The following is a 13,701-nucleotide window of genomic DNA, read 5'->3' on the forward strand; positions in this document are numbered from 1 at the left end:
TTACACGCTTTATCATTCGTACGTAATCAAAAGGAGGAATTCATCATGTTCAAAAAAATTCTCTCACAAATCGGAATCGGTGCCGCAACGGTCGATACACGCTTGACGGATGACCGCTGTGAACCAGGCGGTCAAATTCACGGTGTCGTCCATATCAAGGGCGGAAACGTCGATCAAGAAATTGATCGAATTTATCTTGAATTCAACACGCAGTACAAACAAGAAGTCAATGATAGCACGACGTTTACGACCTTCACGCTCGACCGATTTGCCTTAAATGAAGCGAAGTTCACGATTGAAGCGGGTGTCGAGCGGGAAATTCCCTTTACATTACGCGTACCGCTGAATACACCACTCTCCGTCAGTCAATCGAAATCGTGGATCGAGACGGGACTCGACATCGCTCAAGCCGTCGATCCATCGGACCGTGACGCTGTCATCGTCGAAGCAAACCGCTACCAAGCAACAGTCTTAGATGCGATGGAGTCACTTGGCTTCCGATTGAAAAAAGCCGACACGGAAAAATTACCTGGACGATTCCGGAAAGATTTACCGATTGCTCAGGAGCTTGAATATTCAGCTCGCAATACACACTACGCTCATAAACTGGATGAGATTGAAATCATCATGCTTCAAGACGGGTCTGGGATTGATTTAATCGTCCAAGTCGATCGTCGTGCGCACAGTCTCGGATCATTGTTCAGTGAAATGGCTGGTGCGGATGAGTCGATGATCAAACTGCGTCTGTCCAATAGTGAACTGCAGGATCAATCGTTCGTCGAACGTCAGCTGACAAGCATCGTGGAACGCTATAGCTGATCAATCGATCGACTTTACTTGAAAGTGATTCCTCTTCAGGGGGAGTCACTTTTTTTCATTCAAGTCAGTTTGTCTAAAAACATCTTTGAAATTTATTTCAGTTTGAAATCGTTTACAAATAAAATATTGTTTTAAAACAAACACCTTGCTATACTGTCCGTATTGAAAAGAATTCCAGTCACGGTTTGACTAAAGGAGGACGTACATCATGAAAAAAATCGGACAGTTCACGTTAACAGCCGGACTCGCAGCAGTACTCGTCTCAAGTAGTTTACCTGTCATGGCAGAGGCAGGATCTTCAGCCGATCGGATCAGTCACAAAATCGACACGATGACACTCGAACAAAAAATCGGGCAGATGATCATGCCGGACTTCCGGCAGTGGAATGGCAGCAATCACACGTCGCTTGCCCCAGAAGTCGCGAATATCATCGATCGCTATGATTTAGGCGGCGTCATCTTGTTTGCTGAGAACGTCAGCGAAACCGAACAGACGACGAAACTCGTTCATGATCTGCAAGAAGTCGTCAAACAAGACGCTAGCAACGATATTCCGCTCTTCGTCACGATCGACCAAGAAGGTGGAATCGTTACTCGGCTCGGAACAGGGACGAACTTACCTGGCAACATGGCGTTAGGTGCGACCCGCAGTAGCACATATGCCAATGATGCCGGTCATATCATCGGTTCGGAACTGCGTGCGCTCGGCATCAATGTCAACTTCGGTCCGGATCTTGATGTCAACAGCAATCCTGGAAATCCCGTCATCGGTGTCCGCTCGTTCTCGAGTGATCCGGAGCTCGTCGGCACACTCGGTTCCGCTCTAATGAAGGGAATTCAGTCTGAAGGTGTCGCGGCGACCGCCAAACACTTCCCGGGTCACGGCGATACGGCGACCGATTCCCACTATGGATTACCGGTCGTTGACCGGTCCCTGCAGGAGCTAGAACAAGTCGAGCTCGTACCGTTCAAGCGAGCTATTGCTGAAGACATCGATATGATCATGACAGGACACATCGGGATGCCGCAAATCGAACCTGAAGTCGTCACGTCGACAAATGGTACCTTCCCTTTACCTGCGACGTTATCGGATGATGTCATCACGGGCGTACTGCGCGAAAAACTTGGCTACGATGGCATCGTCATCACAGACGCGTTGAACATGCAGGCAATCGCCGACAACTTCACGGAATCAGAAGCCGTCTTAAAGACGTTTGACGCCGGTGTCGATATCGCGCTCATGCCGACGATTCTTCGTTCCGAACAAGATGTCGAAAAGCTCGATCAGATTTTCAAAGATGTGATTGCAGCGGTTAAAGACGGTCGTCTTTCAGAGGAACGAATTGATCAATCGGTCGAGCGAATCCTGACCCTGAAAGCAGAACGCGGAATTTGGAACGGTACGACTGACACGACATCCCTAGCTGAAAAAATCGCGCAATCGAACCAAATCGTCGGTAGTCCCGAGCATAAAGCAAAAGAACGTGCGATGACGGAAGCCGCGGTCACACTCGTGAAAAATGATCAGCGGACCTTACCATTCAAACCGAAAAAGAATGCCAACGTTCTTGTGATCGCTCCTGCGGCGGATCAAACGGACAGCATGAAAAAAACGATCGCTTCCCTACCGAAGAATCGGAACTGGCACGTGACGACAGCGAATTACTCGGCTACTACGCTATCGCTCGACCAAAACCCGACATTACGGGCGCAACTCGATGCAGCAGATTACATCATCGTCGGTTCCAACGTCAACACGAGTACTAAACTACTACCTACTGCACCAGAACAAGCAATTCCAGCTTCGATCTTCCGCTATGCGAAACAAACGGATACACCATCCGTCCTGCTCAGTCTCCGTAACCCAAACGATGTCGCCGTTCAACCGGACGCACCGGCACACGTCCTCGTCTATGGCTTCAAAGGCGACCCGAACGGTCCAGACTCCGAAGCAGGCAATCTAAAATCAGCGGGACCGAACCTGCCTGCAGGTATCCGAGCAATCTTCGGAACGTTCAAACCGCAAGGCACTTTACCGGTTGATGTGCCGGTCTTTCAGAACGGTGTCTTTACCGATCAACTGCATCTCGAATTCGGTGACGGCTTTAAAAACTGGAAAAAATGATGACGTGATACATTAAAAGACCGAAGCTCCTTAAAGGATGCCTCGGTCTTTTAATGATTGATACGGATATTCAGCTTCTTCTTTCGCACGATGGTAGACGCGGTATAACCAATAAGTCAGCAGTGCATAGACGACGATGACAAGAACAGCAGAAATATAGCTTCCCATGCTATACGCTACCTTAAAGTTTCGAGTCGATGCGGATATACCGGATAACACGATCAACGTTGGGATGATAAGTCCTACAAATCTTACTTTGACTTTACCAAGCATTCGTTGCATAGCATATGCCGCGAGGATCACGAGTGCGATGACTACGATTTCCATTCCAATCCCTACTTTCACTAGATGGTATTCCTAATTCTACCATCTACTGGTTTAAGAAGATACCGGGCGTGCTGGAATCGTTTCGTAGACCGACGTGAACGTCTCTTCCGTCCACCCCATGTGCCAGAAGAGTAACTCATAGTAACAACTTGTCACGAAATGACGTTTCATCCGCTCGCGTTCCGTTGGGCTCGCTTGCTCCGCCAGCGCATCAAGCCGTGCAATCTGTTCAAAGACGACCTTTTCAAACCATTCCGAGCTATACGTGTCGATCCATTGCTGATAGATTTTTTCTTCCGGTGTACACGTCAGTAATTGTTGCCCGACTTCATAATACAACCAGTAACATGGCAAGATGGCAGCAATCGTCTCACCGAGCGTTCCTTCACTCGCATGATGCATGTGCGAAACGTACGCATATGCTGTCGGTGCCGGTTCAAATGCTTCAAGGTCTGCTGCCGTAATACCGAGCGGCTCAAAAAATGATTGATGTAAGCTCAGCTCTGCCTCATAAGTCGAAGTCGCATGTTCGGCAAGTGTCGCGATCGTCGCGAAGTCGTCTGCTTTTGACGCTGCCTTCGCTTGAATCTTCGCAAAGTGTTTTAAGTAATAGGCATCCTGCATGACGTAATGCCGAAATTTCGAGAGTGGTAACGTCCCCTCCCCGATTCCTTGTACGAACGGGTGCGTAAAACTACTATCCCAATACGCTTGTGCCGCTTGTTTGATTTCTTGTGTGAATGTCATGATCTCATCCTCCTCGTTTAGTTATGAAACGAAAAAACACCACCCCGAAACACACGGGCATGGCGCAAGAAGAACAAGACTTGACGCCACTTCCCTCCGTAAGTACGAACTTAATCAGGTTCAAAGGGTCCGAACGTCTTCGTTCGTCTCAGTCAGCCTACTGACTCCCCTAGTGGTCATTATTCGATTCCCATTCACTATAGCATGCTGAAAACGGAAGTCAAGTTGTCCTTTTTTCGCTATACTATGGAGTGTCAGAAGACGGATACCGTCTCCATCTGCAGACCGATTCCGAACAGACATCGTTACCGTACACTAAATTTAGTACCTGATACTATAATTCATTCTGTTACTTACAATTGGAGGATTTCATTATGCATACACCAACAAAAATCATGGCATCAGCCGTTATCGCTTCTGCTTTATTACTCCCAACAGCCGCATCCGCCGAACAAGTCGTCGATAAGACGATCGTCACACTCGGGGAGTCGCTCGGCGCAAAAGATAAAGCATGGGTGCTTTCACGTCTCAATGCACCGGAAGGGATCACACCGATCATCGCAACTTCTGCTGACGAGGAAAAATATCTCGGGAAAAACATCCCACAGTCGCAAAAAGGCGGCAATATGTATTCGTCGGCTAAAATCGAACTGACGGAAAAAGGAGATGGACTCTCCGTCTCGACGGAAAACATCACATGGGTGACGAAGGATATGTATCTCAACGCTCTCGTCACAGCGGGTGTCAAAGATGCCGATATCACGATCACTTCTCCCTACAAGGTGACCGGGACATCGGCACTGACAGGAATCATGAAAGCGTACGATCAAACTTCCGCTGAGACTGGAATTAAGTTAAGTGACGAACGCAAGGATTTAGCACAGCAAGAATTATCGGTCACATCAGACGTCGGAAAAACGGTCGGCACGGATAAAGTCGCAGACTTAATGAATGAGATCAAGGCTGAGATCGCCAATCAAAAACCGGAAACCAAAGTCGAGATCGAAAACCTGATCGTCCAAGTCATTCAAAACAACAATATCCAGTTGTCTGACGCACAAATGGACCGGTTGACGAATCTATTCAATCAAATGGAGCAAGCGAACATCAACTGGGGACAAATCGAAAGTGGACTTAAAAATGCGGGACAAGACATCCATGCCTTCGCGACTTCAGAAGAAACGAAAGGGTTTTTTGCTAAACTATTCGATGGACTCAGTGACTTCTTCAGCTCGATTGCTGGCGTGTTCAAATAATTCAGACTTCCGTAACTGACAAAAAAATAGTAAACTAGATGTATCTGAAACGAAAGGTGGTGTGAAAAGATGGACTTTGCCGCGTGCAAACACTGGTTGATGGAACAATTGTATCTGTTGCGCGCGATTTTTCATGGAATGGCGTTCTAAGGCACCCGTCTGTCCTTTTTTAAGAACTTCATGAATGAAAAATACTGCAAAGCGCATCTTTCACACGTTAGGGAGAGTGCTATTTGCGCTCTCCTTTTTTGATGCGCGCGAAAGGATCAATTGATTATGATGATTTGCGACATTCAACACCTGACCAAACAATTCGGAGGCGAAACGATCTTAACGGATGTTTCCCTCTTCTTAAACGAACACGACCGTGTCGGTCTAATTGGACGAAACGGGAGTGGTAAAACGACATTACTCCGCTTGCTTGCTCGCCTTGAGCAACCGGACGGTGGTGTCATCTATCAAAAGAACGGTTTGACGATCGGCTACTTGGAACAACTTCCTGTATATAGTGAAACGATGACCGGACTCGACGTCCTTTGGACAGCGTTTGCAGAGACTCTTGCGATCCGTTCCCGGATGCAACAGTTGGAGCAAATGATGGCGACAGCACCAGATGATCTCGATGCACTACTCGTACGGTATGCGGAAGCGACGAATGCATTCGAACAAAAGGACGGCTATCTACTCGACTCGAAAATCGAACGCATGGTGAACGGATTACATCTCCTTCCGTTACTCACTCGTCCTTTCCACCAGTTGAGCGGTGGTGAACAGACGAAGATTTGTCTCGGTCGCATGTTACTCATGGAACCAAATCTGCTTATTCTTGACGAACCGACGAACCATCTCGATTTAGCTGCCGTTGAATGGCTGGAGCAGTTCTTACGGGACTACACAGGAACCATCCTGCTCGTCTCTCACGACCGGGTCTTCTTAGACGCCGTCGTCACTTCGATCGTTGAACTCGAAGACGGTGAACTGACAACCTATATAGGGAACTACAGCGCGTTCGTCGTCGAGAGAGAACGCCGTCTGCTCGAGCAGTTCCATGCGTATCAAGAGCAACAGAAAAAAATAAAGAAAATGAAGGAAGCGATTCGTCGACTCCGGCAATGGGCAAACGAAGCGTCTCCACCGAGTGAGAAATTATTCCGTAAAGCAAAATCGATGGAACGGGCACTCGAGCGGATCGAACGGATTAAACGACCACAACTCGAAGCCAAAACCGCTGATGTCTCCTTCTCTTCCACTGATCACTCGAGCCAAGTCGTCTTTCGCGCTGAAGAACTCTCGTTTGCTTACGGAACCCGTCACATTTTTGATGAAGTCTCGTTCGAGATCATGGCACAGGATCGGATCGCGATCGTCGGAACGAATGGGAGCGGGAAATCGACGTTGCTCTCACTGCTGCTTGACGAATTATCACCAGACGCAGGCACACTCACGCGTGGACCATCGAATCGGATCGGTTACTTGTCCCAGCATGCCCATTTCGAGGAGGACGCGCGGTTAATCGACTGGTTTAGAGACCGGATTGCCGTTCCAGAAGCGGAAGCCCGCCATATCCTAGCCCGGTTCCTGTTCTTTGGACCAACTGTCTTTCGGTCCATTTTGTCACTGAGCGGAGGCGAACGTGTGCGATTGCAATTCGCCGTCCTCGTTCATTCGTCGATCAATGTATTAATTCTCGACGAGCCGACGAATCATCTCGATATTGAATCAAGAGAGACATTGGAAGAAGCACTCGAGAATTTTTCTGGTACATTGATTGCCGTCTCACACGACCGCTATTTCTTGAATCGTCTTTTTCCGCAGATCCTTTGGCTTGAAAATGGTCTGACGCGTTATCATGGTACGTATACGTATGCCCAACAGAAGCGTACCGAGTTCGCTGCGTCGTCTCCACTTCACGTAACCCTACAAAAACCAAAACGCTTATCACAATACGAGTTAGAAATGCAGATCGAGCGGCTTGAACAGAAATTAGCAAAACGTGAAAAATCGACCGATACCGTTTCTAAAAGCATCCAACAGCAACTCGATGACCTATACGAACAATTGCTACAGTATGGATGATTTAGCTTTACTTGCCTGTCACTCTCGATACCGAGAGTGGCAGTTTTTTCGTTCACCTACAATGTTTTTAACTCCTAACATTTAGCTAACTTTATTAAGTTTTAAAATTTTATTTTATTTTGTTGTTGCTTATTGTCTGAAAATTCGTATAATTTAGCGTATAGCTTTTATTATTCTTTGGGAGGAATACACCATCATGAACGCCATTCAGCAAGTCATTCAAGGAAGTGTCGATTACGCCAACAATATTTTATGGTCGTATGTATTAATCGCTGTATTGATCGGCGGCGGGATCTACTTCACGATCCGAACTGGCTTCATCCAATTCACTTACTTAAAAGAGATGTTCCGCGTCACGCTCGATAAAAGTGAACAAACAACAGACGATAAAGGAGAAAGCATCACTTCTCTCCAGTCATTCTTCATCGGTGCGGCGACACGGATCGGTACGGGTAACCTTGCCGGTGTCACGATTGCCGTCACACTCGGCGGACCAGGTGCCGTCTTCTGGATGTGGATGGTCGCTCTCTTAGGGGGCGCGACGGCTCTCATCGAAAGTACACTGGCTCAAGTCTATAAAGTACGCGATACGAAATCGAACGCATACCGTGGTGGTCCTGCCTACTACATCGAAAAAGGCTTGAAGAACCGAGCTCTCGGAATCGTCTTTGCAATCTTGATTGCTGTGACGTTCGGCCTTATCTTCAACTCCGTTCAATCAAACACGATTGCCGCTGCCTTTGACAATGCGTTCGGTATCAACACAGCTGTCGTCGGCGCAGCACTCGTCGTCTTGACGGGACTCGTCATCTTTGGTGGTGTCCACCGTGTCGCGAAGTTCTCTGCAATCATCGTTCCTATCATGGCAGGTCTCTACTTGATTGCTGCTCTTTATGTCGTCGTTACGAACCTGACGGAACTTCCTGGTGTGTTCGCAATGATTTTCAAAAGTGCCTTCGGAATCGAGCAAGCATTCGGTGGCTCGGTCGGTGCTGCAATCTCACTCGGTGTCAAACGCGGATTGTTCTCAAACGAAGCGGGAATGGGGTCTGCTCCGAACGCTGCGGCGGCGGCTGAAGTCTCTCACCCAGCAAAACAAGGTTTCTTACAAACACTTGGTGTATTCCTTGATACGTTGATCGTCTGTACAGCGACAGCAACGATTATTCTCCTCAGTGATAGTTATGCTGCTGGAAATGGCGAAGGAATCGGCATGTTGCAAAACGCGCTCTCCGAAGAATTTGGTGCAATTGCCCCACCATTCATCGCACTCAGCGTCTTCTTGTTTGCTTTTAGTTCGATCGTTGGTAGTTACTACTACGGTGAGACGAACATCGAGTTCATCAAACAAAGTCCAGCAGCCGTCTTCGGTTTCCGGATTGCGACAATGGGCTTCGTCTTCATCGGATCTGTTCTCAGCCTCGGTATGGTATGGAGTTTTGCCGATCTCTTCATGGCAGGCATGACATTAATCAATATGACAGCGATCCTCCTCTTGAGCGGCATCGCTCTCAAAGTCATCAAAGATTATCAGGAACAACGGAAACAGGGACTCGATCCTGTCTTCTCAGCAAAAGCACTCGGGATTGAAAATACGGAGTGTTGGGACGTTGAAGAAGAAGCTCGTCCTGCTGCTGGTGAAGTGCCGCCATCACAATAATTTAACTCTGAGTTCAAACTTCAACACCGAGGAAGCCATGCGCCTACTCGGTGTTTTTATTTGTAAAAAAGAATTTGGATTATGTTTTCATCGGACAGGGAAAAAGTCAACAGATTGTCCCGAAGGAGGAATTCATCTTGTCTCAAGCCATGTTGATCATCAACCCGTCTTCTGGTAAAGAACTCGGAAAAAAACACGCGACGCTCGCTGAAGAGACGCTTGCTACTCGCTTTGAAACCGTCGACGTTCGGTTCACGGAAAAAGAACACGATGCGACGGAATTTGCGCGTCATGCTGCCCAGTCTAATTACGATGCTGTCATCGCCATGGGAGGTGACGGAACGGTCAATGAAGTCATCACCGGAATTGCCGAACAACCGCATCGCCCAACACTCGGGATCGTGCCACTCGGAACGGTCAATGACTTATCGCGCGCATTACACATTCCGACGGATCCCGAAGAGGCGATTCAGATTCTAGCTGACGCCCCTGCCCGACCGCTCGATATCGGTAAATATGATGACCATTACTTCATGAACGTCATCGCTGTTGGTCTGATTGCAGAAGCCGTCGAGGAGGTCAGTGTCGAACAAAAAACGTCACTCGGATCGGTCGCTTATTTCATTGAAGGTCTAAAAGCCTTCAAGGATCATAGCCCCTATCCGATTGAAATTGATTCTGCTGAGAAACAATTTGATGGAGAAGCACACTTGTTGATTATCGCCTTGACGAATTCCGTCGGAGGGTTCGAATCCTTTGCAGAAGACGCAAAAGTCGATGATGGACTGTTGCATGGGTTCATCATTACGAAGCTTGGATTCTTTGATGCGCTCCAAGCATTACCCAAACTCATCACGGGGGGATTATCAAAAGCCGATCAAATCGAACACTTCACGACGACACGTGTCGAAATTCGCTCGAAAGAAGAATTGCCGATTAATGCCGATGGGGATACAGCAGGTCATGTTCCTGTGACTGTCGAAGTGCTCCCGCAACATTTAACCGTGTTTTCACCCTCTTCTGCTGAATAACAGTATAGGTTCATCGAAAAAAGAACTGACTCTTCGTCAGTTCTTTTTTACTTATTAATCCATTACAATATATGTTAACAAAGCGTAATTTTGAAACATATTTGAAATATTTTCGTGTTATTGACGATGCTATAATCATCTCAGGCGAAAAATCATTCTTTAAAATAAATAAATATACATAAATTCTTACAATTTTGTAATGATCCGTTCTGTCGCTTCAGATTTTTAAGGAGGAAAAACACTCAATGAAACGTTTACTTACAACAATGACAATGACAGCTTTGGTAGTTTCAGGTTTTGCAACAACGAGTGCTTCGAAAGTTGAAGCTGCAACGACATATAAGGTAAAGGTCACAGCAGACGGGCTTCGTGTCCGTACAGGTCCATCAACAGCTTATAAAATCGTCGGTAGCGTCAATACAGGACAGACATTCAATTATCTCGGTGTTTCCGGTTCATGGACAAAAATTTCATACGGTGGCGCATCACGCTACGTTTCTTCTACATACGTAAAAAAATACAGCACAACGACTTCGTCAAAAGCAACGACTGGCTTCTCGCGTCCAGCAAGCGGTCCAATCACGCAAGGATATGGTGCTGCAAGTGGCGTTTACGGTTATACGTTCCATAACGGCATCGATATCGGTGCTCCAACAGGCACACCTGTCTATGCATCGGCTGCTGGTAAAGTCATCACATCCCGTTATTACGGCGCATACGGAAATCACGTCATGATGACGCATACCGTCAATGGCATTCAATATACGACGGTGTATGCACACTTAAACAGTCGCTCTGTCTCAGTCGGACAAACGATTGCTAAAGGATCGAAAATCGGTACGATTGGTGCGACAGGTAACGCATTCGGTGCGCACCTCCACTTCGAAATGCATCGCGGTCCTTACGTCTACAGCGGAACGTCTGCTGCAAACAGTGTCAATCCACTCAATTACTTCAACTAAGCTTGATTCACCGGACTTCTCCCCATGAGAAGTCCGGTTTTGTGTTTCAGATGAAATCTCCTGACAGGAGTGGTACGGTATGATTATGAGTCTAATCCACAACGGAGGCGAAACACATGAAACGAACGATCCCCTTTCTTTTATCAGCGACGTTTGGTGTGACGTTACTTGCCGGATGTCAAGATCAGCCGACACCCGAAGAACGTCTTGATGCCTACATCAAACTTTGGGAAAAACAAGATTACGATAAGATGTATACGTACGCGAGTACGGCTACTAAAAAGGAATACGGAAAAAAAGAATTCATCGACCGGACAAAACAGTTGTCGAAATCGCTTGATATCAAAAAGTTATCCGTCGAACGGAAGAAAGCAAAGGAAGCAACGGATGACGAAAAAGCGTCCCTTCCCGTACGAATCTCCTTCGATACGGTTGCAGGATCTGTCGCTTATGATAAACAAGTCCCGTTAACATTCGAGAAACAAGGAGAAACAGAAAACTGGTTCATTGACTGGGACTCTTCGTTTGTTCTAAAAGACTTTAAGAAAGAAGACAAGGTTCAGTTAGAAACCGTAGAAGGCAAACGTGGTGATTTACTCGACGCGAACGATAAACCGCTCGCGACCTCCGGTAAAGGGTATGCTGTCGGCGCCACTGCAGGACAACTTAAAGATGTCGACCAAGTTGCCGAGTTGCTCGACCGCCCGACCTCATCGGTCGAAGATTCCTTAAAAGCAAGTTGGGTCAAGGATGGACAATTCGTTCCGCTCAAAACACTGACCGACGAAGCAACGGTTGAAAAATTGCGTGACATTCCTGGAATCAGCGTCAAAGAGACAGAAGTCCGAACGTATCCACTTGGTAAAGCAGCCTCTCATTTAATTGGATATATCGGTTCGGCAACAGCAGACGAGATTAAAGAATCGAAAAATAAAATCCAAGCTGGCGAACAAGTCGGGAAACGGGGTCTTGAACAAGTCCTTGATGATCGGTTACGCGGTAAAGCCGGTGCCTCGATCATTCTACAAAAGAAAGACGGATCAAGCGTTACCGTTGCTGAAACGAAACCGACGGATGGTGAGGATATTCCGTTGACGATTGATGCTACGCTCCAGAAAAAGACGTACGACACGATGCAGGAGGATCCAGGAACGGCATCGGCAATCGATCCGCGGACTGGTGAGACACGTGTCTTACTCAGCTCCCCTGGCTTTGATCCTTCTGAATTCATGTCAGGGATCTCGCAAGCGCGACTCGATGAATTGACGCAGGATCCGGATCAACCATTGTTGAACCGATTCACGAGTGCTTTCGCACCCGGTTCGACCCAAAAACCCCTAACGGCCGCGGTTGGTTTAAAGAGTGGAACACTCGACCCGGAAAAAGCCTATACAATCAATGGACTGAAAAATAAGATCGATGGTTTTAACGTCACGCGGATTCACGAGACGCCAGCACCCGTTAATCTGCACAATGCGCTCGTTTATTCAGACAACATCTATTTCGCCCGCTCAACACTCGAACAGGTCGGAACGAAGGCGTTCACGTCTGGACTTGAAGCACTCGGATACGGAGAGAAACTACCGTTTGCGTATCCGTTACGCGCTTCTCAAATCTCAAACGACGGGACGATCGCTTCAGATGGACAGCTGATGGATACGTCCTACGGACAAGGACAGATGCTGACGAACATTCTCCATCTAGCGTCGATGTATGAAATTTTCCTGACAGATGGAACAATCTATCGCCCGACCCTTTTACAAGAGGAAAAAACGAAGCAAGTCTTCAAAAAGGATCTGCTGGATGCAAAAGACGCGAAGATGATCCGCGATGATCTTTATGACGTCGTCCATAACGGTTACACGCTCCCAGCTGACATCAAGGAAGTCGATGTTGCCGGTAAGACCGGTACGGCAGAATTGAAAAAAGCAGGCGAAACCGATGGAAAAGAAAATGGCTTCTTCGTCGGTTACGACAACGACAAAAAAGATCTTCTCGTTGCCATCATGATCGAATCGGTCGAAAAAGAAGATCGTGGCAGTCCGTATGTATCGGGACTCGTCGCCGAAGTACTCAAACAAAATCGATGATTGGAGTGATTGCTTGATGATCCGCACGAGCCGTATTTCAGACCTTCCTGCCCTATTTTCCTTGACGGCAGAGACGTTCGAGCATCATAAGCGGTTATCGTCTCATTTTCATCCGGATGTTTTGACGCCATACACGCTCGAGTCCTTAAGACAAACGCTTGATTCAGAACAACACCTCTGTCTGACGGCACTCAACGGAGACGACATCACCGGTTACTTGTTTGGCAAATGGACGGCGCCAGCAGCCAATCGATTCACGCCAGTCCGGATCTTGAACATCACTGACGTCGGTGTCACCTCATCCCATCGTTCATTCGGAATTGGTCGCCAGTTGATGCAGGCGGCAGAAGAACTCGCGCTCGAGCGAAAGGTCGATGCTGTTCGCTTAAACGTCTGGGCGGTCAACGATCGTGCCGCCACGTTTTATGAGGAACTCGGATTCGAACCACTGTATACGAACTTGCAGAAGTCGCTCGTTCAACAGTGACATCTATACGAAAAAGAAGCTGACTCAAAAAAAAGAATGACGCGTCTTTTCACGCCCTTTCCTCAGGCGAGACACAAGCCAGCTTCCCTGCTTCATTTAAGCAGGAAAGCTGGTCTTGTTC

Annotated in this window: 11 protein-coding genes and 1 riboswitch; of the genes, 9 read left to right on the forward strand and 2 right to left on the reverse strand. The window is 47.5% G+C overall.

From position 1 onward, the window contains the following. Window positions 1-45 precede the first annotated feature (45 nt). Both KNQ18_RS09985 and KNQ18_RS09990 read left to right on the forward strand, forming a co-directional pair. Window positions 46-819: a sporulation protein gene (locus KNQ18_RS09985; RefSeq protein ID WP_058705388.1), complete on the forward strand. Its 774-nt coding sequence runs from the start codon at window positions 46-48 to the stop codon at window positions 817-819. 208 nt (window positions 820-1,027) lie between these two features. Beyond that, the gene (locus KNQ18_RS09990) at window positions 1,028-2,944 is read left to right on the forward strand and encodes a glycoside hydrolase family 3 protein (RefSeq protein WP_215084669.1); all 1,917 of its coding nucleotides are present in this window, start codon (window positions 1,028-1,030) and stop codon (window positions 2,942-2,944) included. 30 nt (window positions 2,945-2,974) lie between these two features. Here KNQ18_RS09990 and KNQ18_RS09995 read toward each other — a convergent pair whose 3' ends face one another. Together KNQ18_RS09995 and tenA are read right to left on the reverse strand one after the other, a co-directional pair. Next, window positions 2,975-3,271: a hypothetical protein gene (locus KNQ18_RS09995; protein ID WP_156323186.1), complete on the reverse strand. Its 297-nt coding sequence runs from the start codon at window positions 3,269-3,271 to the stop codon at window positions 2,975-2,977. A gap of 51 nt (window positions 3,272-3,322) precedes the next feature. Further along, a complete protein-coding gene (tenA, locus tag KNQ18_RS10000; protein WP_215084670.1) occupies window positions 3,323-4,018 on the reverse strand; it encodes a thiaminase II in 696 nt (231 codons plus the stop codon). Between the two features lie 74 nt (window positions 4,019-4,092). After that, a riboswitch (TPP riboswitch) is annotated at window positions 4,093-4,199 on the reverse strand. 193 nt (window positions 4,200-4,392) lie between these two features. Here tenA and KNQ18_RS10005 point away from each other — a divergent pair. The 7 genes from KNQ18_RS10005 to KNQ18_RS10035 all read left to right on the forward strand — a co-directional run bounded on the left by KNQ18_RS10005 (window position 4,393) and on the right by KNQ18_RS10035 (window position 13,580). Further along, on the forward strand, window positions 4,393-5,274 hold the full coding sequence (locus KNQ18_RS10005) for a DUF1002 domain-containing protein (RefSeq protein WP_023467610.1): 882 nt from the start codon (window positions 4,393-4,395) through the stop codon (window positions 5,272-5,274). A 276-nt stretch (window positions 5,275-5,550) separates the two neighbouring features. Continuing rightward, on the forward strand, window positions 5,551-7,350 hold the full coding sequence (gene abc-f / locus KNQ18_RS10010) for a ribosomal protection-like ABC-F family protein (RefSeq protein ID WP_215084671.1): 1,800 nt from the start codon (window positions 5,551-5,553) through the stop codon (window positions 7,348-7,350). 196 nt (window positions 7,351-7,546) lie between these two features. Next, entirely contained in the window at window positions 7,547-9,010 is a 1,464-nt protein-coding gene (locus tag KNQ18_RS10015) for an alanine/glycine:cation symporter family protein (RefSeq protein ID WP_064300273.1), read from the forward strand. Between the two features lie 137 nt (window positions 9,011-9,147). Continuing rightward, window positions 9,148-10,041: a diacylglycerol/lipid kinase family protein gene (locus KNQ18_RS10020; protein ID WP_023467607.1), complete on the forward strand. Its 894-nt coding sequence runs from the start codon at window positions 9,148-9,150 to the stop codon at window positions 10,039-10,041. Window positions 10,042-10,286: 245 nt separating this feature from the next. After that, window positions 10,287-11,003, forward strand: coding sequence for a M23 family metallopeptidase (locus KNQ18_RS10025; RefSeq protein WP_023467606.1), 717 nt, complete (start codon window positions 10,287-10,289; stop codon window positions 11,001-11,003). Window positions 11,004-11,119: 116 nt separating this feature from the next. Continuing rightward, entirely contained in the window at window positions 11,120-13,093 is a 1,974-nt protein-coding gene (locus KNQ18_RS10030) for a penicillin-binding transpeptidase domain-containing protein (RefSeq protein ID WP_214769108.1), read from the forward strand. Between the two features lie 16 nt (window positions 13,094-13,109). Next, window positions 13,110-13,580 carry a GNAT family N-acetyltransferase gene (locus KNQ18_RS10035; RefSeq protein ID WP_214769105.1) on the forward strand — a complete coding sequence of 157 codons (471 nt, stop codon included), beginning with the start codon at window positions 13,110-13,112 and terminating at the stop codon, window positions 13,578-13,580. Window positions 13,581-13,701: the final 121 nt, after the last annotated feature.

Source organism: Exiguobacterium sp. s78 (assembly GCF_018618985.1).
In the GTDB taxonomy this organism is placed as follows: domain Bacteria; phylum Bacillota; class Bacilli; order Exiguobacteriales; family Exiguobacteriaceae; genus Exiguobacterium_A; species Exiguobacterium_A abrahamii.